This is a genomic window from Aquirufa beregesia (assembly GCF_011090385.1).
Lineage (GTDB): Bacteria > Bacteroidota > Bacteroidia > Cytophagales > Spirosomataceae > Aquirufa > Aquirufa beregesia.
This window is the reverse complement of the sequence record NZ_SEWW01000002.1, coordinates 1-21,495: the sequence shown is the minus strand read 5'-3', so window position 1 is coordinate 21,495 and position 21,495 is coordinate 1. Positions and strand designations below refer to the sequence as shown.

The 21,495-nt window shown below is 37.1% G+C and carries 19 protein-coding genes; 12 read left to right on the top strand and 7 right to left on the bottom strand.

Annotation, left to right across the window (positions count from 1 at the left end):
* Nucleotides 1–152: 152 nt before the first annotated feature.
* Nucleotides 153–515 (top strand): malonate transporter subunit MadL, encoded by a 363-nt coding sequence (gene madL, locus EWU23_RS03945; protein ID WP_166229089.1) that lies wholly within the window; start codon nt 153–155, stop codon nt 513–515.
* Entirely contained in the window at nt 512–1,267 is a 756-nt protein-coding gene (gene madM / locus EWU23_RS03940; protein WP_166229087.1) for a malonate transporter subunit MadM, read from the top strand. Before madL ends, madM begins: the two co-directional genes overlap by 4 nt.
* Here madM and EWU23_RS03935 read toward each other — a convergent pair.
* From EWU23_RS03935 to EWU23_RS03925, 3 genes are all read right to left on the bottom strand, one after another.
* Entirely contained in the window at nt 1,260–2,738 is a 1,479-nt protein-coding gene (locus tag EWU23_RS03935) for an acyl-CoA synthetase (RefSeq protein ID WP_166229085.1), read from the bottom strand. The genes madM and EWU23_RS03935 overlap by 8 nt on opposite strands.
* Before the next feature lie 407 nt (nt 2,739–3,145).
* A complete protein-coding gene (locus tag EWU23_RS03930; protein ID WP_166229083.1) occupies nt 3,146–4,546 on the bottom strand; it encodes a Gfo/Idh/MocA family protein in 1,401 nt (466 codons plus the stop codon).
* Nucleotides 4,547–4,567: 21 nt separating this feature from the next.
* A complete protein-coding gene (locus EWU23_RS03925) occupies nt 4,568–5,524 on the bottom strand; it encodes a TolB family protein (protein ID WP_166229081.1) in 957 nt (318 codons plus the stop codon).
* A gap of 142 nt (nt 5,525–5,666) precedes the next feature.
* Between EWU23_RS03925 and EWU23_RS03920 the strand changes: the two genes are divergently transcribed.
* Nucleotides 5,667–6,395 carry an NUDIX hydrolase gene (locus tag EWU23_RS03920; RefSeq protein ID WP_166229079.1) on the top strand — a complete coding sequence of 243 codons (729 nt, stop codon included), beginning with the start codon at nt 5,667–5,669 and terminating at the stop codon, nt 6,393–6,395.
* 105 nt (nt 6,396–6,500) lie between these two features.
* The gene (locus EWU23_RS03915; RefSeq protein WP_166229077.1) at nt 6,501–6,929 is read left to right on the top strand and encodes a VOC family protein; all 429 of its coding nucleotides are present in this window, start codon (nt 6,501–6,503) and stop codon (nt 6,927–6,929) included.
* Nucleotides 6,930–6,978: 49 nt separating this feature from the next.
* Here EWU23_RS03915 and EWU23_RS03910 read toward each other — a convergent pair whose 3' ends face one another.
* A complete protein-coding gene (locus tag EWU23_RS03910; RefSeq protein WP_166229075.1) occupies nt 6,979–7,266 on the bottom strand; it encodes a hypothetical protein in 288 nt (95 codons plus the stop codon).
* Nucleotides 7,267–7,348: 82 nt separating this feature from the next.
* Nucleotides 7,349–8,035: a CPBP family intramembrane glutamic endopeptidase gene (locus EWU23_RS03905; RefSeq protein WP_166229073.1), complete on the bottom strand. Its 687-nt coding sequence runs from the start codon at nt 8,033–8,035 to the stop codon at nt 7,349–7,351.
* 185 nt (nt 8,036–8,220) lie between these two features.
* On the opposite strand from EWU23_RS03905, the gene EWU23_RS03900 reads away from it, so the two are divergent.
* The 4 genes from EWU23_RS03900 to EWU23_RS03885 all read left to right on the top strand — a co-directional run bounded on the left by EWU23_RS03900 (nt 8,221) and on the right by EWU23_RS03885 (nt 13,442).
* Nucleotides 8,221–9,117, top strand: coding sequence for a sugar phosphate isomerase/epimerase family protein (locus EWU23_RS03900; protein WP_166229071.1), 897 nt, complete (start codon nt 8,221–8,223; stop codon nt 9,115–9,117).
* A gap of 3 nt (nt 9,118–9,120) precedes the next feature.
* Nucleotides 9,121–10,818 (top strand): GMC oxidoreductase, encoded by a 1,698-nt coding sequence (locus EWU23_RS03895; RefSeq protein ID WP_166229069.1) that lies wholly within the window; start codon nt 9,121–9,123, stop codon nt 10,816–10,818.
* Nucleotides 10,819–11,099: 281 nt separating this feature from the next.
* Nucleotides 11,100–12,257: an esterase gene (locus EWU23_RS03890; protein ID WP_166229067.1), complete on the top strand. Its 1,158-nt coding sequence runs from the start codon at nt 11,100–11,102 to the stop codon at nt 12,255–12,257.
* Nucleotides 12,258–12,293: 36 nt separating this feature from the next.
* Complete coding sequence (locus tag EWU23_RS03885; RefSeq protein ID WP_166229065.1) at nt 12,294–13,442, top strand: esterase; 1,149 nt, start codon at nt 12,294–12,296, stop codon at nt 13,440–13,442.
* Between the two features lie 346 nt (nt 13,443–13,788).
* On the opposite strand, the gene EWU23_RS03880 is transcribed toward EWU23_RS03885, so the two are convergent.
* Nucleotides 13,789–14,205 carry a winged helix-turn-helix transcriptional regulator gene (locus EWU23_RS03880; RefSeq protein WP_166229063.1) on the bottom strand — a complete coding sequence of 139 codons (417 nt, stop codon included), beginning with the start codon at nt 14,203–14,205 and terminating at the stop codon, nt 13,789–13,791.
* A gap of 97 nt (nt 14,206–14,302) precedes the next feature.
* Between EWU23_RS03880 and EWU23_RS03875 the strand changes: the two genes are divergently transcribed.
* The 4 genes from EWU23_RS03875 (at nt 14,303) to EWU23_RS03860 (ending at nt 20,040) form a co-directional block, all read left to right on the top strand.
* The gene (locus tag EWU23_RS03875; protein ID WP_166229061.1) at nt 14,303–15,067 is read left to right on the top strand and encodes an SDR family oxidoreductase; all 765 of its coding nucleotides are present in this window, start codon (nt 14,303–14,305) and stop codon (nt 15,065–15,067) included.
* 9 nt (nt 15,068–15,076) lie between these two features.
* Nucleotides 15,077–16,078 carry an NADP-dependent oxidoreductase gene (locus EWU23_RS03870; RefSeq protein WP_166229059.1) on the top strand — a complete coding sequence of 334 codons (1,002 nt, stop codon included), beginning with the start codon at nt 15,077–15,079 and terminating at the stop codon, nt 16,076–16,078.
* 687 nt (nt 16,079–16,765) lie between these two features.
* Nucleotides 16,766–18,916 (top strand): TonB-dependent siderophore receptor, encoded by a 2,151-nt coding sequence (locus tag EWU23_RS03865; RefSeq protein WP_166229057.1) that lies wholly within the window; start codon nt 16,766–16,768, stop codon nt 18,914–18,916.
* A gap of 14 nt (nt 18,917–18,930) precedes the next feature.
* Nucleotides 18,931–20,040, top strand: coding sequence for a PepSY-associated TM helix domain-containing protein (locus EWU23_RS03860; RefSeq protein WP_166229055.1), 1,110 nt, complete (start codon nt 18,931–18,933; stop codon nt 20,038–20,040).
* A gap of 444 nt (nt 20,041–20,484) precedes the next feature.
* Here the strand turns inward: EWU23_RS03860 and bla are convergent, their stop codons facing one another.
* Entirely contained in the window at nt 20,485–21,240 is a 756-nt protein-coding gene (gene bla, locus EWU23_RS03855; RefSeq protein ID WP_166229053.1) for a subclass B1 metallo-beta-lactamase, read from the bottom strand.
* Nucleotides 21,241–21,495: the final 255 nt, after the last annotated feature.

Here is a 21,495-nt window from a genome sequence, read left to right as displayed (position 1 = left end):
AAAATATCTACTTTTTCACCCCAAAGCCCTAAGGATAAGCTTCACTCATGTTCTGAATACGAAAGTTGGATAACAACAATTCAAATAAGCCAAAACATGTAGTAAACGGTCATCTAGGAATTTCTTATCTTCGTTTTTAAGCCCTCGAAATTATGCTCATTTATGGATTAGGTTTACTCGCTTTTAGTTATTTAGCAGGTCAATTATTTGGTGATTTTTTAGGTGAAATGATCGGAGTTCAAGCCAATGTAGGAGGCGTGGGATTTGCCATGCTCTTGTTGGTTCTTTTGCATAACTATTTTCAAAAAAAGCAATGGGTCAAAGCCCAATTTGATGAAGGAATTGGATTTTGGAGCAATATGTACATTCCCGTTATCGTGGCTATGTCGGCCAGTCAAAATGCGCTACTCGCATTTAATAAAGGTGTACTTCCCATTGTAGCAGGGACACTCATTGTGATCATTGGATTTGCCCTAGTCCCTGTTATTTCGAGCATTAAGACCACACATTCATGAACATCATTTCCTTTTTTGAGAAAAATGGTATGATTACTAGTTTTCTCATCATTGCAATCATCATGCTGATAGCCGAACAAATTTCTACTAGGCTTTTACGAAAAAAAATACCAGGATCCGCCATTGCCATTTTACTGGGTTTATTATTAGCCTATTATGGAGGCATGATTACTGGAGGTGAAAAAGGAATTGCCGACATCCCCTTGTTCAGTGGATTTAAATTAGTGGGGGGCTCCATGTTTAGGGATTTTTGCATCGTTTCCACGGCTTTGGGCGTAAGCTTTCCTGTGATGATACAAGCCGGAAAAGCAGGTATCATTTCGTTGATCTTAGGTTTGGGGGTCTCCTTTATTGTGGGAATTTGTGTGGGCTTAGCTTTTGGATATCACGATGCAGAAAGTCTAGCCACCATTGGGGCAGGAACCCTTACGTTCATCGTGGGGCCTGTAACTGGTTCTGCTTTAGGAGCCAGCTCAGATGTTATTGCATTGAGCGTCGCAACAGGAGTAGTCAAAGCCATTGTCGTTACCGTTTTTACCCCATTAATAGCGTCAAAAATTAAACTAGATAATCCTCACGCTGCCATGGTTTTTGGTGGACTTATGGGAACTACCAGTGGTGTAGCTGCTGGTTTAGCTGCCACAGACCAAAAACTCGTTCCCTATGGAGCATTAACAGCTACTTTTTATACTGGTTTGGGCTGTTTACTTTGTCCAAGTGTCTTTTATTTAGCGCTAAAAGCCCTTATGTAAACAGGACTTTCAAGTCGTTTTTAGTCACCTTACCCATCGCATTTCTTGGTAACTCAGAAAGAAATAAGTACTTTCTTGGTACTCGATAAGCAGGCATTTTTTGACGCATAAAGGTATTCAATTCTTCAGGACTGCTCTTTTTATCTTTCAACACAACTGCGGCCGCCACAATTTCGCCCCATTCTTCATCAGGCAAACCTACTACAGAACAGTCTTCTACACTGGCATGTGTTCTTAAAACTTCCTCTATTTCCAAAGCAGACAATTTATAGCCTCCTGATTTAATGATATCGGTGGAGTTTCTTCCCAAAATTCGATAATATCCATCCGCTAATTCTGCCACATCCCCTGTCTTGAACCACCCGTCTTCCGTAAATGCTTCTTGACTTGCTTTCTCCTTTCCCCAATACTCCTTAAAGACCGTTGGCCCTTTAATTTGGATTTCACCTGGCTGACCCTCCACAATCCTATTTTTCTCGTCCACTATCCTAACTTGTACTCCCGGTAAAGGCATCCCAACATGCCCAGCCCGACGCTCTCCAGCATAAGGATTACTGATGGCCATACCTATTTCTGTCATGCCATATCTTTCTAATAAACGCTGCCCACTTAAAATTTCCCATTTTTCCATCACAGAAACAGGTAAAGCTGCCGAACCCGATATCATTAAGCGAAAGGCTTGCATACATGTTTTTAGTTCGATCCTTTCACTCTCAGGCAAGGATTCCAAATAGGCTATTAATTTGAAATAAATCGTTGGAACAGCCATAAACACATTCAATGCTCCTTGCTTAAATCGAGCAAAAATCTCCTCCGGCGAGAACTGAGGCAAAAATTCTACTTTTCCTCCCACGTATAAAGTCGCAGAAATCACATTAATAATCCCATGAATATGGTGCAAAGGCAGCACACAAAGCGTGTGATCATCGGCCGTATAATTCCATGCTTCTACCAAAGACCTAATTTGGCTTTCTATTCCATGATGGGTGCTTAATACCCCTTTGGGAAGACTGGTAGTACCACTTGTATACAATATCATGGCTCCCTTATCGACGTTTATTTCGGGTAATGACTTACTAGCTGTTTCAGGTACTTCTTCCCAAACAAGCAATCGAACATCAGCATCTCGACAAAAATCCGAGAGTAGAGATGTAAAGCAAGCTGAGCAGATAAACGTCTTTGCTCCCGTATCTTGAATGATGTATTGGATAGAATCTACAGGCTGGGCTAGTGCCACAGGAACAGCAATTCCCCCTGCCAACCAAATCCCCCATTGAGCAGAAACATAGGCAAAACCTGGCTCAACCATGTAGGCCACAGGTGATTGATGCAGGTCGGCTTGATCCTCTACTAAAAGCCCAGCTATTTTTTCGGCTTGATCGATCAGCGTAGAATAAGAATATGCTTGAGAACCAGACAAAAGGGCGATAGATTTCCCAAATTTTCTAGCATTCTGTTGAAAATATAACATGGTTCATACGGGATTGTTCATTCATGCATTATTGAATCAAAGAGATTCAATAGGTTTAAAATTAGAACAAATTCTCCAATAAATCTTCCATATCTTCTCTGAGAAAATTAAAATGATGCGCAGATAAAATTGAATCAAATACTAAAAAGCATGCCACAATTCATAGCGCATTGCAGGCGCCTTTTTGGAAGCCAATAGGACCTACTCCTATTTCTTTTCATCATTCCCCCCCTAATATAGACATAAATTTCTCATAGATGTTAATCGTGAACTACACCATCGATTAGTGTACAACATCATATGCTAAGCGAAGCGCTGTGGCCAAGAAGATAAAAAAGAGCCCTCGATCAAAACAAAAAATTCACCTTATTGGGTGAATTTTTTGTTTAATTCTTGTTTGAAAAAACTTATTTTAATTTCATCTTGATAGGGTCCCATAGAATGATTTTCTTTTTAAGAAAGCTCTCATTACACGATAAAGCTGGGGCTGCCGCTCTAAATCCAAATTCTGCATCTTCTATAACCGGTTTTCCCGTACGAATCGAATCAAAGAAATTGGTAAAATGGTCTAAATGATCATCATATCCTGCTGGGGCTTTAAAAATAATATCTTCCTTGGTTTTTCTTTTTCTTTGCTCTGACGACCACTTAGCATCATATTCTTTTTGCATTTCTTCTTGCATGCTTTTGGAAAAAGTAAATAGTGAATCATATCCTCCAAACCCTGGTGCCTCCGGCATTAAACTATGTTTCAAAGTAATGTTATTTCCATTCACTTCAATGACACCCTCTGAACCAATTAATCGTATGGTTTCTTGTCCACCTGTACCACTAATAAAATTAACTTGAAGCGTCATTAAGAAAGCTGCATGATCTTTATTTTTAGGATATTGTAACACCCCCGACATAACATCTGGTAGGTTTCTACCATCTTTCCAATAGCTAAATTGACCCGTACTATAAATATTTTCTGGCCCTTTTGAGTTCGTCATAAAATGAGTGCCACTCAACAAATGGATGAATAAATCTCCTGCCACACCTGTCCCTACTTCCTTAAATGCTCTCCACCAAAAGAATTTTTTCGCATCAAAGGCCATTTTCTCTGTCGCTTCTATGAATTTCCCCCAATTGGTCGTAAGCGCATTTGCATCCTTTGGAATCGTATATTCCCAAGCACCAATGGAACTTTGTCTATCATATACTGCATTCACCATATTTAGCTCCCCTATTTCACCTGCTACTACTAATTCTTTTGCTTTGGCATACCCTATACTACTTACCCGCTGACTACCCACTTGTAACACTTTACCCGATTTTTTGGCTGCTTCCATGACGGGATAACCTTCACTTATTTTATAGACCATCGGTTTTTCACAATACACGTGCTTTCCCTTAGCCAAAGCATCTACGGTTATTCGGGCATGCCAAACGTCAGTTGTGCATATCAAAACAGCATCTATGTCTTTTTTATCTAATAAATCCTGGTAATTAGTGGTGGTGAAAAGTTCTTTCCCAAATTGTTCCTTCGCATTTTCAATCCTTCCCGTATATAAATCACAGATCCCTCCCAATTCCACTCCAGGAACTTTAAGTGCCGTACGTAAATCAAAATGCCCCTGGACACCATAACCTATGACCCCAATTCTGATTTTATCATTGGAAGTAATTTTCTTCTCATAGTTCAACATTCGCTCTTCAGCATTAGCGCTAAGACCTAAAGTGGCCATAGTCGGTGTAGAAGCTAATAAACTGGTAGCTCCAATTTGTTGAAGAAATTTTCTTCGTGAATTTGCGGTCTCGTTTTTCATACAATTCAATCTATCGTTTAATTAGTTAACGGAATAACTTACAAAAGCTATTTTTCGACTATCAGGACTCCAAGATGGAACATTGATGGATCCTTGTCCTCCATAAAATACAGGACTTATGTCTTTAATTTCCTTCGTTTGAAGATTCATCAGTCGTAATTTAACTTGCTTACCAAAAAGATGACTTTGCTTTTCATCAGAAGTATAGGCAATATAAACAATCCATTGATTATCTGGAGATGGATGAGCAAACCAATTCGAATTAACATCAAAGGTTAATTGTTCTAGATTAGACCCATCGGCTAACATTCTCCATATTTGCATATGACCCGTTCGATAAGAATTAAAATAAATATACTTGCCATCAGGCGAATAATCGGGTCCATCATCTAAACCTGGTGAGTCTGTAAGTCTCGTTTCTTTTCCTCCATCAACCCCAATGGAATAAATATCATAATTACCATTTCGCTCACCGCAATAAGCTAAGGTTTTCCCATCTGGGGTCCATCCATGCCAAAATGACATCACCTCTGAGGTAATGCGTCTAGGTGTTCCCCCTTGCACGGGGAGCACATAAATAGCCGATTTATAGGATTTGGGAGAAGGATCACTTTTGTCATTATGACTAATCACTAACCAATTCTTATCTGGCGATATACCGTGATCATTATTGCAAGCATTGGCAAAACCCGTATTGATTTGAGTAAAATTTCGCTTCGTTAAATCAAAACGATAGAGTTTTCCATAACTATTCAGAATCAAATAATTATCTGGGTGCCAGTTAGGCGCTTCAACATGCGATTTAACACTAGTAAGCGTGTCTATTTTACCACTTCGAATATCCAGTGTATGAATGTAGCTCGTGGTATCACCCATGATGGCTGCTGAAGATGAATAACTTAATACGCTGAATAATAGTATGATGATAAAGGCTGGTCGTACAGCAGGTTTCATACAGAATCGGTACAGATGTTTCATGGTTATTATGTTTGATGTGTCAAATATAAAAGCATTTTTTTATTCTCTAAAAAAAAGATAATAAAAATTTGACGGTGTTAAACCGAGGGTATTAGTTGAATTATCTTATTTTCGTATTGACAAAATTTGAATGGAGTCTCGTATGAATGAATTTAATTTAGACCAATACTTACCGCATTTGTCCATTGATTGTGTCATTTTTGGTTACGAAGGAAAAGAATTAAAAATCCTGATATCTAAGTCGAAATTGGGGGATAATTTTTGGGCGCTTCCTGGGGGATACATCAAGAAATCAGAAGGGATTGATAAAGCTGCCAGCAGGATTTTATATGAAAGAACGGCACTAAAAAATATTTATTTAGAACAATTTCGAGTATTTGGACATGAGACGAGAATCGTGGAAAGTCCGTATAATGAAGCATTGCGTTTGGGGTATCTCCAGTATGATGCAACGATTTTTACGGAGGAGGTTATTTCATGGCTAACCGATCGATTCGTTTGCATAGGTTATTATGCCTTAGTGGACATACAAAAAGTAACCACACAAAATCGCGAATTTGATGAGTTATTGGAATGGCGCAATATCCAACAAATCCCAAACTTAATGCATGACCATAATAGCATAGTAGAAGAGGCCCTAACAGCGCTGCGTCTAAACTTTGATGCTAAATTGATTGGGTTTAATCTACTTCCAGAAGTATTCACCATGCGGGAGATTCAAGAACTATACGAAACGGTATATGAACGAAATTTTGCCAATAATAATTTTCAAAAGAAAATGTTGGATTTGAAGGTATTAGAAAGACTTGAAAAGAAATTTACAGGTGCACAAAATAAAGCCCCGTACTTGTACAGATTTGTAAAAAAATAAGTAAATAGAATAGCTGAACCCCAAAAATGGGTCATTAATTAGAAAGCGAGTAAGTGCATATATCATTTCAATAAAACACGCAGAAACAGCTAACATGTAAATCTTATGTCAAAAATCAATCCACATCTACATTTTAATGGTAATGCTGAGGAAGCATTTTTGTTTTACCAATCGGTAATTGGAGGTACAATAACCAAAATATTACGTTTTAAAGATATTGGCAATCCAGCATTTTCATTCCCTAATAAAGAGGCCAATAAGATAATGCAAATAGTCTTAAGCATAGAGAACTCCAGTGCATTAATGGGAAGTGATGTACCTGAATTTATGGGAACAGTCAATGAAAATGAAAACCGAAGTAAAATATATTTACAGGCCGAAAGTAAGGAAGAGGCTGACAAACTATACCTGGGACTTTCATTTGGAGGTGACATAGAAATGCCCATGTCTACTAGCCCCTGGGGATCTTATTTTGCTATGTTCCGGGATAAATATGGGATAGAATGGATGATTGATTTTACCCCCAATTTTTAAGATTGATCGATTCTAAATCAAATTTTTCAGTAATTAAACCCTAATTTGATTACAAAAACTGTTCTACTAAGTTTTCCCATTCTTCTTGTAAAGAGCTGCTTGGTCTAATTTTTTTAGCCCTAGCATACCAATAATCCGCATTCCACAAGTCTCCTTCTTTCCGATGCAAATAGGCATGTACCCAAGCAGCATCCTTGTCGTTTAATTGGTCTACTTGTGCATGTGCTTTATCCCAGTCTCCTTTTCCGTCATACCACAGGCTTTTTAACATAGCAGAATGATGCGTTTCAGGAGAAGAATGCTGTAATGACTCTTTAAAAGCTGCAAGTGTATTCATGAGGGAAACCTAAATTATATAATTTTAGCGCAATAAAATTGGGTCTAATAAGTCCAACCTACTTACAAAAGTAAACTGTTTTCTACACCAAAGAAAACCCAGATTTATTTCGTAAATAGAAATAAATGGGAATAGGTAAAACAGATATTTGGTAAATGAAATATACAAAAGACCAAATATATCCGATTTTTTGCCCACCATGAATGAGCAACATTTGAGCCCCTAAGGCTCCTTGGGAAAAGACGATGCTAGAGATTACATTCCATCCCAAATGTAGGCCAATGGGTAACCAAATGGATTTGGAATAGGCAAATGAAAAGGCAAAAAAGGCCCCAGCAAATCCAGTCAAAATAAAGATATACCCCATTTGTGGAATATTACCTAGAGCTCCATATGAAAACCAATGATATATCCCGAATGCAACAGAGGATAACATACAGGCTTTTTTAATGCCCAACTTTTTAATGGCTATATACAGCAATGCTCCTCTAAAAATTAGCTCTTCATAAAGTACCGATTTCAGCATCCAATAAAGGCTGGAAATAAAAGTTGAAAGGGTAAAATTAGGATTAAATTCTACGGCCGAATTGGACAAATAAATCACCAGGTATTGACCAAAACCACATATGATAGAAGAGCTTACAAGACCAAAAATCAAATCTAAAATTCGACTTAAAGTAGGTGTAATCCCCAATGAAAAAAGATTACTTTTATCAAAGTACCAAAGTATAATCCAGGAAAGAAGTAGTTCTACAAGTATACCAGCCATAAATATATTTCTATAATGTAAAGGTGCTTATACCTTCCCAAGATAAGAATCCAAATCTTATTAAAATCAATAAGATAATAGTTATTCCATTTTTAGAAGATTTCTGTAATTGCACTAATAGTGATTTCATTTCATATAACTTATAGATAATTTTATTACATTCAATGTAATATCAAGGGGAATAAATGAAAAACCGGCGTGAATTTTTAAAACAAAGCTCGGGGCTATTTGGCCTATCAGCCTTACATTTAATCAATCCTCCTAAAGCTCTTTTATCTTTTTCAACTTTAGGATGTCCTTCTTGGAATTTTTCACAGGTCATTCAGCAGGCAGTAGAAAATAAGTATTCAGGAATTGAAATAAGAGGAATAAAAGGGGATTTAGACCTTCCCGCTAATTCAATCTTTTCGCCAACGAATATTTCGTCTACTCGGAGGCAAGTGGAAGATGCAGGGTTGAAAATTGTCAATTTGGGTTCATCATCCAATATGCATTTTTTAGACCCTAAAAAGAGACAAAGCAATTTGGATGAGGCCAAAAAATACATTGAGTTAGCAAACCATTTATCCTGCCCTTTTATTCGTGTATTTCCTAATGACCTACCAAAAGATCAGCCAGAAAAAGAAACCGTCAATGCCATCATTCAATCATTGATTGAATTAGGCGATTTTGCAAAAACCTCTGGCGTAAAAGTCCTTCTGGAATCCCATGGTAAAGTAATAAAAAGTGACATGCTCCTGCACATCATGCAAGAAACAAATCATGCCCATGTAGGTCTGGTTTGGGACTTCTTTAATATGTGGTCGATTACGAAAGAGCCCCCCGCTATTGTATACTCCCTATTGAAAAAATATATTTTACACACGCACATTAAAGACGCGATTGTATCAGATGTAGGAGAAAAATACACGCTTTTAGGAGAAGGACATGCCCCGATTAGAGAAGCTCTTCATGCTTTAAAATTGGGAGGGTATGCGGGCTATTATAGTTTTGAATGGGAAAAACTTTGGCACCCTGAGATACAGGAGCCAGAAATTGCCATTCCTCATTTTTCAAAAAACTTTTCAACATATTGGCAGTAAAAAATGAGTGTTAAAGATAAAAATACGTTTGATGCAATTGTGATTGGCTCCGGCATTAGTGGTGGATGGTCTGCCAAAGAACTCACAGAAAAAGGGTTAAAAACACTCCTTTTAGATCGAGGTAGAGACGTAAAACATGTGACCGATTACCCAACTGCCATGCACAATCCATGGAATTTCCCCCATGGAGGACAGGTCCCTTTGGAGCTAAGAAAAGAATACAAAATTGCCAGCAAAAATTTTATTTTCACCGAAGCCACTTCCCATTTTTTAACGAAAGACGAAGAACAAGCCTACATTCAAGAAAAACCCTATGATTGGATTCGGGCCTACCATGTAGGAGGCCGATCTCTTTTATGGGGCCGTCATACGCAGCGTTGGAGTGATTTTGATTTTACTGGTCCAGCTCGTGATGGTTTTGCGGTCGACTGGCCTATTCGCTATAAAGATGTTGCCCCCTGGTATAGTTATGTGGAAAAATTTGTTGGAATTTCTGGCAATAAAGATGGCTTAGAAACTCTGCCAGATGGTGATTTTATAAAGCCATATGAATTATCCTGTGTGGAAAAACATTTTGGCCAAGTACTTAAAAACAAGTATACAGATCGACATGTTATTATAGCACGCACAGCCAATTTAAGTCAAGCTGATAAAATCCACATGTCCGTGGGTAGAAGCCAGTGCCAAAATCGAACACTTTGTGAGCGGGGATGCCCTTATGGTGGATATTTTAGTAGCAATTCTGCCACTTTACCTGCCGCATATAAAACGGGAAATTTAACGCTAAAAACGTATGCCATTGCTCATTCCATCATTTATGATGAGAAGAAAAACAAAGCCATTGGGGTTCGAGTGGTCAATGCATTAACTCATGAAATGGAGGAATATTTTGCCTCCATTATTTTTGTGAACGCCTCTCCTTTAGCGACTAATTTAATATTGTTGAATTCCATTTCTTCTCGCTTCCCCAATGGCCTAGGAAATGATTCTGGTATTTTGGGTACGCACATGGCTTTTCATAGTTATCGAGGTAGAATTACAGCAGAATATGATGGAGATTTAGCCTATAAAACAGAGGGGAAAAGACCAACATCTGGGTATATCCCACGATTTAGAAATGTATATCAACAAGAAACGGATTTTTTGAGAGGCTATGCAAGTAACCTTTCTGCAAGTAGGGTCATTGAAAATGCCAAAGACTTAGTGGGAGAATCTTTAAAGCAATCCTTATTGGCACAAAAGTTGGGAAATTGGCACATCAATGTGGGAATGATGGGGGAGACCATTCCTAAGGCACATTCTACCATTCGCTTGGATAAACAATTAAAAGATAAGTATGGGATACCCCAGCTACGAGTTTCGGTGGGTTATGACGAAAATGATGAGAAGATGTTAAAAGATTTTCATCAGCAATTTACCGAAATGTATGAGGCTGCAGGCTTTAAAAATATACAGCCCATAGACACTAAACGCTTGCCAGGAAATGAAAATCATGAAATGGGCGGAGTAAGAATGGGAAAAGACCCCAAGACGTCCATGCTGAACGCTTTTAACCAAATGCATCATTGTAAAAATGTGTTTGTCACAGATGGATCTTGTATGACATCCACATCTACTCAAAATCCATCCCTAACTTACATGGCACTAACGGCTCGGGCCGTTGATTATGCCATTCGTGAAAAAAAGAAGCGGAATTTGTAATGATTAGGAGATTAAAGGGTTAAACTTGACCTAGTCTTTTGCAAGCCAAATGACTAATTCAATTTTCTAGCTCTTTTATAGCTGTCTTTTCTAAATTCTCCTAAACCATAAGAACTAAACATCTGCCTGTACCAAATGCATTTCTAAAACGATTTGCCTTAATAAACTTATGAATGAAATTCCACTAAATACATGAATGGAGAACCTTACTCCAAAATAATTTGTAAATTAAAAATTCTATTTTATCCGTTAATAGTCATAAATTAAAATAACCATACCTCATGAAAACAAAAGTCCGATTTATTAAAATGTATTCTTTTGCCATTATTTGTTTCTTGTTTATTTCTGCCATTACCTCGCAGGCCCAAGAATTGGCAAATGTCAGAAGGGCACCCATCATCTCACCAGAAATAGGAGAAAAGATGGTCATATTTCGCATTTCTGCTCCCAAAGCAAAACTAGTTCGGCTATATGGGTCATGGATGAAGAGCTCTGATTCATCTACCAATATGATGAAAGATTCAGTAGGTACTTGGTCTGTTAGTGTTCCTAGACCTGCTTCTGAGCTTTATACCTATCATTTTATTGTAGATGGCATGACAGTCAATGATGTGAATAACATCTTTTTACAGCGTGATGGCGTTCGGTATCTAAGTGTTTTATTGGTTCCTGGAAAGACCACGACAAATTATTTTGAGGCAAATCAAAGGGGTAATTTGAAAAAAGTATGGTATGATTCGCCCACTATTGGTAGCAATAGGCACATGTATGTTTATACACCTTATGGATACGAAACATCCAATCAAAATTATCCCGTTCTCTATTTACTACATGGCGGGGGTGGAGATGAAGATGCTTGGAGTACGATGGGAAGAGCCGTTCAGATACTTGATAATTTAATTGAAAAGAAATTAGCCGTGCCTATGATTTGCGTAATGCCCAATGGAAATCCTGGTCAAAAGGCTGCCAAAACATTATTAATGGATGAAAAAATATATGATCGCAATGATCCCGCATTTCAGAATTTATACATTAACAGTATTGTAAAAGACATTATTCCTTATGTAGAAAAGAATTACAGAGCCATTCCCAATGCAGATTCAAGAGCAGTCGCAGGGCTTTCTATGGGTGGAGCACATACCATCAGCGTTACCAATGAATTCCCCGGAACATTCAATTACATCTGTCCACTAAGTATCGGGGTTCGTACCATCACACCTGAATTTGAGTCTAAACTTCAAGGTGTAAAAAAAGCAGGATATAAATTGTATTGGTTTGCTTGCGGTAGCGATGATTTCCTTTGGGAAATGGCAAAAACGACAGAAGCCGCTCTTACCAAAAATGGAATAGGCCATACATTTTTTGTTTCTCCGGGTGGCCATACCTGGGCCAATTGGAGAATCTATTTAAATACATTTGGACAATTACTTTTCAAGTAAATTGAATCCAACGGTATACATTTAAACATTGATAACATGAAAAAGAAACATATACTTTCAATTCTATTACTATTCTTGGCTGTAGGATCCTATGCACAGGAGTTAGCCAACTTTGCTGGACAAAAACCCATCATTTCCCCAGAAATAAAAGATCAGGAAGTCTTTTTTAGGATTTCAAATCCCTATGCCGATACAGTTAAATTATATGGCTCTTGGATGGAAAAACCTACACAGTCGGTATTAATGAAAAAAGACAAGTCGGGACTTTGGACAGCCAGAGTAACCAAACCTTCATCGGAACTATATACCTACCATTTTATTGTCGATGGCCTAGCTGTAACAGATGCCAACAACATTCTCATGCAACGTGATGGAACCCGCTATTTAAGTGTCTTACTTGTACCAGGTGATGTAGCCACTAATTATTTTGAAGCTAATTCCAGAGGCAATTTATCTCAAGTATGGTATGACTCTCCCACCATCGGTGTTAACAGAAGAATGTTTGTTTATACTCCTTTTGGATATGAATCTAGCAAAGAGAAATATCCTGTGCTATACTTATTACATGGTGCTGGAGGGGATGAAGATGCTTGGAATACGATGGGGAGAACATGCCAAATTATGGATAATTTGATTGAAAAAGGATTGGCAAAACCTATGATCGTGGTCATGCCGAATGGGAATCCAGGACAACAAGCCGCCAAAACATCTCTGTTGCCCGAAAAAACCTTTGAACGAAACGATCCTAGATTTACAGACTTGTATGTCAATAGCATTATGAAGGACATCGTTCCCTATATTGAAAAGAATTATAAAGTCATCGCCAATCCAAAATCTAGAGCCATAGCTGGGCTTTCCATGGGGGCAGGGCATACGATTCGTGTTACGAATTTGAATCCTGGTTTCTTTAGCTACATCTGTCCATTAAGTAATGGGATTAGGATGGCTGATGAAAAAGCAAAGGCAGATTACAATCAGCAATTTCAAAATTTGAAAAAAGCCGGTTATAAGCTGTACTTCTTAGCCTGTGGAGATAGCGACTTCTTAATTGAACCAGCCAGATTATTAGACAAGACTTTGACAGAAAATGGACTAAAACATACGTTTTTTGTGAATTCTGGCGGCCATACTTGGTCCAATTGGAGGATCTATTTAAATACTTTTGCGCCACAATTATTTAAATAAACTCCTTACACATAATCCATTCTTCAGAGTGGATTATGTGTTTATATCATTTTCCATACAATCCCATTAAAGGTGTAGGTTTACCAGAAAATCCAAGTAAAATTCAGTACGACCTCCCATGGTTAATTACCCCATTTTGTTGATGTAGGCCAAGGGATATCATGTAGTCAATTCATTTAAACAGCTAACACCGAAGTTCCCCTCGATTTAGCATGTAAGTAATTTTAGATTACTCCTCATTTCGACGAAAGTTGCAGCTATAAGTAACTCTTGCATTGTGAGTTCTGATGGGAAAGTTAGTAGGAACTTACACCATTAAACCTGAGTTTGTCTGTTGCAAGGCAAATTAATTGATCCCTTTTTTTAAGTCTTTGACCGCTGTTTTAATAAATTTTTCTTTGTCCTTTTTTACTTCTTTCAATTCTTCTTTTCTGTCTGCTGGTAGATCGTAATACTTATCTGCCCACAAGTTAATTTCTATCATCACTGGTAGCAAATCTATTCCTTTCTTTGTCAGCTTGTAAAGGACTTTTGCTTTACTGTCTGGATGGTCAGATTTACTGATTATTCCATTTTCCTCAAGCGATTGCAGGCGTGAGGCCAAAATATTGGTCGCTATTTTTTCGTCTGATTTCAGAAAGTCACCATAGGTACATTGTTTGGATAACATTAAATCTCGAACAATAATCAGCGACCACTTGTCGCCCCAAATATCTAAGGAACAACTAATTGGACAATCGGACCTTTTTTTACTGTTTTTCATAAATTAGTTTAAAATCACTTGCAATTTAAAAGTGCTTTATTAGCTTTGCACTTGCAATTTGAAAGTGAAATTATACGTTTTCTAAAACAAAGACAACATGAACGTAAAAAATAAAACAATTTTGATTACTGGTGGCAGCGCCGGGATTGGACTAGAAGCCGCTAAACAATTCTTGGAATTAGGCACAAAAGTCATTATCACAGGCAGAAATCAAGACAAGTTAGATACGGCTAAAACACGCTATCCAGATTTAATAGCTATAAAAAGTGATGTAGCAAAGGAAGAAGATGCCATGGCACTTTATAAACAAATTGAACTGATGGGTGGAATTGACATTCTTTACAACAACGCAGGAGTTGGTGTTATGCCGTCCAATTTAGGCGTAGCGAACGACAAACATGTACGAGGTGCTGTTTATGAAATGGACATCAATTATATAGCTGTCATTCGGCTAAATAATCTATTTATGAATATGTTAAACTCAAGAGAAGAAGGGGCCATAATCAACACTACGTCCGTTTTGAGTTATGTACCTTCATTGCTTGAAGCAACTTATTCTGCAACTAAAACAGCATTAGGGTTTTATACAAAGTCGCTTCGAGAACATTTGCGAATTGCAAACAGCCCAGTTAAAGTTTTTGAGCTATTACCTCCTGCTGTAGAAACCGAATTAATTGCACATAGAAAGATTCAAAAAATGAGCCCTGAAAAACTAATAAAAGGGCTGATTATGGGTTTACAAAAAAATCAATACACCATTCGAATGGGCTACACTGGCGTATTTTACTTTTTGAATCGAATTTTCCCGAAATTGGCATTTGCCTTAGTAAATCCCAAAAATGCTGAAAAATATTTAAAATAAAAGAACAAAATGAAAGCGTATACTATAAACCGTTACAGCAAAGAAGATAAATTTCAAATAACAGAGGTTCCACAGCCCAAGGCAAAAGACAACGAAGTTTTAATTCAGATTCATTCTTCAAGTATAAATCCATTAGATATCAAACTTAAAACGGGCGAATTTAAATTGTTCATGCCTTACAAATTTCCGTTGATTTTAGGACACGATTTTGCGGGAACAGTTATTGAAGTAGGCTCTAAAGTCAGCCGCTTCAAAATCGGCGATGAAGTTTTTGCTCGTCCTGCCGATTATCATATTGGTACTTTTGCAGAATTTATTGCTGTTAATGAACATGATTTAGCCATAAAACCAAAAAACATTTCATTTGAAGAAGCTGCTTCTTTTCCCTTGGTGGCATTAACGGCTTGGCAAGCGATTGTTGAAAAAGCAAAGCTTAAAAAAGGTCAAAAAATCTTTGTTCAAGCTGGTTCTGGCGGTGTAGGAACAATTGCTATTCAATTGGCAAAGCATTTGGGTGCTACGGTGGCTACAAGCACAAGTGCTGCTAATTTTGAGTTAGTTAAAAGTTTAGGAGCAGATGTTGTGATTGATTACAAAACGCAAGATTTTGAAACAATACTCCAAGACTACGATGTGGTCTTGAACAGTCAAGACAGCAAAACGCTTGAAAAGTCCTTACGAATTTTGAAACCGGGAGGAAAAGTCATTTCTATTTCAGGCCCCCCAGATCCTGCATTTGCAAAAGAAATCAATTCATCCTGGTTGATGAAAATGGTTATGTTTTTTATAAGTAGCAAAATCAGAAATCAGGCAAAGAAACTAGACGTTGATTATTCCTTTCTGTTTATGAAAGCCAACGGAAAACAATTGTCAGAAATTGGCAATTTGATTGATGCTGGAGTTATCAAACCAGTGGTAGATAAAACTTTTCCATTTGATCAATTGAATGAAGCAATGGACTATGTTTCCAGTGGGCGAACTAAAGGAAAAGTGGTTGTCAAAGTCAAGTAGGTTAGCCGATTATTCGGTTTCATTTAGGCTGCTCCATGGACCTGCCCCTCAATTGAGGTTGTAAATAATGTAAGAGGAGTTAAGGGCCAGTCAGGAGGCATTCATTTATTCTACCTTTTTCCTAGCAAGATTTAAATAAAAACATTCAACGACTTAATAAACCAAACTAATAGTAATCCCTTTAAGAGCGAAATCAACGATTATGCCTAAAATACTATTTTCCTTTTTTTAATAACTATCATTCTTAGCTCGTGCATTCCCTTACATTTTCAAGACGTTCAGAGAAAATTTTTAGCATTTAGGGAAATAGTAAAAAGTTTCCCTTGGCTCAAAATAGCTATCAAATTCCTAGCCTTGAGGTTATTCTTATTCATCCTAATATCATCTTAATTCGTAGAAAACTCGCCCTTCGTATTTCCTATCCCCTAATCTCTTACTACTACTTTAATCTAAAATCGAATACCCGAATGTACAAAATGCAAATCCATTCAAACGGGTCTATTTCCGACTGAAATCAAGGTATAATATTCCCTTCAACACCATTTTTACTTAATACTCAAATCAGTATTAGTTAACTAATACATTGGGTGATCTTGATCATTATTTAGAATTATTTTAAATAAGGGCTTGCATTGGACGCTTCAACTGCTATATTTGTCCTTATTTAGAATTAGTCCAAATAAAAACATGAAAAAATACACCTTATTGCCATTGATGCTATTGAGCATCACCACATTTGCCCAAAAAATACAAAAAGACACCACTTTTGTTAAAGAATTGTCAGAGGTTACAGTAACTGCATACCGAAATGATTATAAAATCGATTCTAGTGTCACCGTATCTAAAATGCCTTTGAAAGACTTGGAAAACCCTCAGGTCTATAATACCATCTCTAAAAATTTATTGAAAGACCAATTAGTAACGAATTTAAATGATGCCTTAAAAAATGCAACAGGTATTACCCGACTATGGGAAAGTACGGGAAGAGGTGGCGACGGAGCTGAGTTTTACAGTATGAGAGGATTTGCACTACAACCTACTATGATGAATGGTATGCCCAATATTTCAAATGGAACAGTTGATCCAGCCAATATTGAGAGCATTGAAGTGATTAAAGGCCCATCAGGTACCTTGTATGGTGGTAGCCTGATTGCTTATGGCGGATTGATCAATATTGTAACCAAGAGACCTTACGAAAAATTTGGTGGTGAAGTAGGCTATGTATCCGGCAGTTATGGACTGAACCGCTTTACGGCCGATATCAATATCCCATTGGGGGATAAAGTTTTCGCTCGTTTAAATATGGCCAATCAATATGAAAAAAGTTTCCAAGATGCGGGTTTCAATAAAGCATTTTACGTGGCTCCCAGTGTGAAAATCAATGCCAGCAATAAATTGACTTTCCTTTTCAATACGGAATTTAAAAATGCTGAGGCTGCCAATGCACCTATGATCTTCCTGAACAGATATGCTCCATTATCTTTCAATGCCATCAATCTGTTTGAAAAAAGTTATGAGAAATCTTATACAGGAAATAGCCTTAGCATGAAAAACCCAAGTTTTAGCATTCAGTCGCAAGCTTTATATAAATTTTCCAATAACTGGACCTCACAAACGATTTTATCAAGAAGTCATACCAAAACCAACGGTTATTATCAGTACCTATGGGATTCTTCTAATGGAAATGAATTTACCAGATATATTTCAAAACGCGATGGCGAAACCAATACGATTAATATCCAGCAAAATTTTGTAGGTAATTTTACCCTAGGTACTTTCAAAAACAAACTGTTGGTGGGTATAGATTACCTGATCAAACAGGTTGAAAATTACAGTACGGGCTGGGTTGCCAATGGTGTAATATCACTAAATGACCAAACCGATAACGGCAAATTAACTACCCAGGGTATTGATCAATTGTTGATCAATTCTGCAGAAGGAAATTCGATTGCTGAAACTAAAATTTTGAGTGCCTATGTTTCTGATGTAATCAATTTCACACCGAAGTTCTCAGCCATGATGAGCTTGCGTTTGGACAATTTCCAAGGAAATCCATCCATCTGGAGTTCAGATCAATTAAAATCACAAAGCACTTTCTCTCCAAAACTTGGTTTGGTATACCAGCCAATAGTGAATAAGGTTTCCATTTTTGGTAACTACATGAACGGTTTTATTAATCTGAGTCCTATAGAAGTGGCTGATGTAAGTGGCAATAATCCTACTCTAAAAATCCTTGAGCCAGAACATGCTAATCAATGGGAATTAGGCGTCAAAACCAATTTGTACAAAGACAAGATCGCTCTTACAACCAGTTATTACAATATCCTTGTTTCCAATAAAACAATGTCTGACCCCAATAATATAAACAACACCATTCAAGGAGGTGAGGTTGAAAGCAAAGGATTTGAATTGAGTATGGTGACTAGCCCTATTGAAGGACTAAGTATCATTGCAGGCTATAGCCATAATGAAAATAAAGTGAAAAAAGATACGCCAGATAGCGGATATTTGGGCTTGAGAACTGAAGAAGCAGGACCAGCCGACCTATTTAACTTTTGGGCAACTTACCGTGTTCAAAAATCGGTATTAAAAGGATTTAGCTTCGGCTTGGGTGCCAATTATGCCAGTGAATTCCGTTCTTTAAACCGAGCCAACATTGGTAGCTTTACCCTACCAAGTTATACCATTATCAATGCATCTCTAGCTTATACCGTAAACAATTATAGTATCAATTTGAAAGTTGATAACCTGGCCAATACCCAATATTATGCAGGATGGAGCACTGTTACTCCTCAGCGCTTGAGATCCATTTCTCTTGGGTTTAATTATAAATTCTAATCGGTTCTAACTAAGTGATCAAAAAATACATCCGAACACTACACCTTTGGCTCGGTTTAATTATCGGGCTATTGGTGTTTATCATATCCGTCACTGGTTGCTTTTATGCTTTTCAAAAAGAGATTCAAGATTTTACTGATGAATACCGATTTGTGATAAAAGAAAACAAGCCTGTTTTATTACCGAGTGAAATTCGGCGGATTGTCCGTAAAGAATTACCTGGTAAAAATTTACACTCTATTAAATATTACAAAGACAATCATTCGATAGAGGCAACATTCTACCATCAGGTTCCTTTATACTATTACATCATGTACATCAATCCCTATTCAGGAAAGGTGTTGCATACGCAAAATATGGAAGAGGGATTTTTCCCATTCATCCTCAAGGGGCATATGTATTTATGGCTTCCGCAAGATATGGGGAGGATACTGGTATTAATAGTTACACTGTTATTTTTCACCATAGTATTGAGCGGCTTTATATTATGGCTTCCCAAAAACTGGTATATACTCAAAAAACGCATTTGGTTCAACTGGAAAAGCAGTGCCAATTGGAAAAGAAAAAATTGGGATTTACATAGTATAATTGGCTTTTATACTATCTCTTTTGCGCTTTTGTTTATCATTACTGGGTTAGTTTGGGTGATGCCCAATTTTGCGAATTGGTACCATCAAGCCTTTGGCGGGGAAAAAAGCCTGGTATATGAAGAGCCTCTATCTAGACATGTTGCTCCTGTAACTAACGAACCTTTAGACGCTCTATATCATAAATATTACTCTTCTGGAGTTAATTTTGCTCATATTGAGCTGCACCCTCCCGAGACGGAAAATTCTAGTATCTCTGTGGTAATAAATCCAAGTTATGATACCTATTGGAGGAGTGATTATGTCTATTATAATCCGTTTTCACTTAAAGAGCTTCGTGTAAATCATATTTGGGGGCATTACCAAGAAGCTAATACTGCAGATAAACTATTACGCCTAAATTATGATATACATGTAGGTTCGGTATTGGGATTAACCGGAAAGATAATCGCTTTTTTAATGAGTTTAATGATTGCCTCATTACCGGTAACAGGTTTCTTGATCTGGTATGGCCGCTGGCGGAAAAACAACCACTAATGATGTAAGTACCTCCTTTTCTGACTGCCAAAAACTGTAAATTTGGGATACAAAGCACTTTCTCTTTATTAATAAACCCAACTACTTCAAAATTTACTATATTTTAAATCTGCCCTTATTATATGTGATTAGAAAAAATCAGCATAATTATCCAAATTATCTTATATTTTTAGTACTAGAAGTAGATGCATTTCCTTATGTTTTCATGCTTACGATATATTTTTCTGTGCAAATGATAAGTGGAACCTCTACAAAGTGTTAAAAAGATCTGAACTAACTTGCAAAAATAATGTAAGAGGGGTTGAGCAACAGCCTAAAATTAGAAAAGAGGTCGATATTGACCTCTTTTCTAATTTTGCTCCTCATTGCTTCTAAATATGCCACTATCCGCAGGATTAAGTCCGTAACTATTGATAAATCAATTAGACGTGATTATAAAGGCAACTACTGAGTTTTAAATAATTTAATGGTATAATCAAGCAGGTCTCTTCCACCTATTTTCCCGTGACCAGGAATAACTATATTCACATCGGAATAGGCTTGTTTAATTTTCTCAACAGTATTTGACCACTCACCAATATTAGCGTCACCTAAATAACCCTTTGTGGCTTCTAGTTCTTTTATTAAACAGCCACCAAATAGTATTTTTTCTTTAGGGAAATAGCCTACCACATTATCCTTGGTATGACCTTCTCCAAAAAAAGTTACCATGGTAAACGTATTTCCAAGTTTCAATTTTAGAGAGTCTTTAAATCCCAATTGAGGAGAAATAACTTTGTTTGCTTTTGTTAATTCTATCGTACTAAAATTCCCCAATGAAGGGATTTTATGCTCATGAAATGAAGCTAAACCTCCCAAACAATCGTCGTGAAAATGGGTTGGAACAATGGCTTTTACTTTACATTGAAGTTTTTCTTTTATGTATTTGATTAGAGCTTCAGCAGATTTATTATTGGTTGGTGTATCGAACACAACCACTTCTTTGGAATCCCTAATGATCATACCGTTACAAGGCACTTTGCCAAAATCGTTCGTTTGAAGAAACGAAGTATGCACAAATGTATTCTCAGAAATTTGAATGATCCATAAATCTTCAGAATGATATACTTCAACGGGTTTAAATGTGGCTGAACTCAAAGTACTTTGGGCATATACATTTCCATAGAGTAATAAGGTCAAAGCAAAGAATACTTTTTTCATACGTAGAAGGTCCCTAAAATTATTGTATACCCAAATTTAGAAATTAAAGGGTTTATTATTTACAAACGCTGAAATGTAAATGCCTAATGCAAATAATTCCTATCATACAACTCATGTTTCAAGATGATTGTACTTCCCTGATTAGAGTTGACCGGTTTCTAATAATTTTTCATTGTTAAAAATAGTAAATCTTGGTTTTGAAAAGAACTTATTATTATTCCAACTTTCTTCAAAACTTACAGGGCTTAATTTTCC

What these genes read in the sequence shown, in the direction of transcription:
- EWU23_RS03925 (WP_166229081.1), bottom strand. Translation starts at nt 5,524, where the DNA reads ATGAAACATCTGTACCGATTCTGTATGAAACCTGCTGTACGACCAGCC.
- EWU23_RS03880 (WP_166229063.1), bottom strand. Translation starts at nt 14,205, where the DNA reads ATGAAAAACAGTAAAAAAAGGTCCGATTGTCCAATTAGTTGTTCCTTA.
- madL (WP_166229089.1), top strand. Translation starts at nt 153, where the DNA reads ATGCTCATTTATGGATTAGGTTTACTCGCTTTTAGTTATTTAGCAGGT.
- EWU23_RS03920 (WP_166229079.1), top strand. Translation starts at nt 5,667, where the DNA reads ATGAATGAATTTAATTTAGACCAATACTTACCGCATTTGTCCATTGAT.
- EWU23_RS03905 (WP_166229073.1), bottom strand. Translation starts at nt 8,035, where the DNA reads ATGGCTGGTATACTTGTAGAACTACTTCTTTCCTGGATTATACTTTGG.
- EWU23_RS03930 (WP_166229083.1), bottom strand. Translation starts at nt 4,546, where the DNA reads ATGAAAAACGAGACCGCAAATTCACGAAGAAAATTTCTTCAACAAATT.
- EWU23_RS03895 (WP_166229069.1), top strand. Translation starts at nt 9,121, where the DNA reads ATGAGTGTTAAAGATAAAAATACGTTTGATGCAATTGTGATTGGCTCC.
- EWU23_RS03875 (WP_166229061.1), top strand. Translation starts at nt 14,303, where the DNA reads ATGAACGTAAAAAATAAAACAATTTTGATTACTGGTGGCAGCGCCGGG.
- EWU23_RS03900 (WP_166229071.1), top strand. Translation starts at nt 8,221, where the DNA reads ATGAAAAACCGGCGTGAATTTTTAAAACAAAGCTCGGGGCTATTTGGC.
- madM (WP_166229087.1), top strand. Translation starts at nt 512, where the DNA reads ATGAACATCATTTCCTTTTTTGAGAAAAATGGTATGATTACTAGTTTT.
- EWU23_RS03935 (WP_166229085.1), bottom strand. Translation starts at nt 2,738, where the DNA reads ATGTTATATTTTCAACAGAATGCTAGAAAATTTGGGAAATCTATCGCC.
- EWU23_RS03885 (WP_166229065.1), top strand. Translation starts at nt 12,294, where the DNA reads ATGAAAAAGAAACATATACTTTCAATTCTATTACTATTCTTGGCTGTA.
- EWU23_RS03890 (WP_166229067.1), top strand. Translation starts at nt 11,100, where the DNA reads ATGAAAACAAAAGTCCGATTTATTAAAATGTATTCTTTTGCCATTATT.
- EWU23_RS03915 (WP_166229077.1), top strand. Translation starts at nt 6,501, where the DNA reads ATGTCAAAAATCAATCCACATCTACATTTTAATGGTAATGCTGAGGAA.
- EWU23_RS03865 (WP_166229057.1), top strand. Translation starts at nt 16,766, where the DNA reads ATGAAAAAATACACCTTATTGCCATTGATGCTATTGAGCATCACCACA.
- EWU23_RS03910 (WP_166229075.1), bottom strand. Translation starts at nt 7,266, where the DNA reads ATGAATACACTTGCAGCTTTTAAAGAGTCATTACAGCATTCTTCTCCT.
- bla (WP_166229053.1), bottom strand. Translation starts at nt 21,240, where the DNA reads ATGAAAAAAGTATTCTTTGCTTTGACCTTATTACTCTATGGAAATGTA.
- EWU23_RS03870 (WP_166229059.1), top strand. Translation starts at nt 15,077, where the DNA reads ATGAAAGCGTATACTATAAACCGTTACAGCAAAGAAGATAAATTTCAA.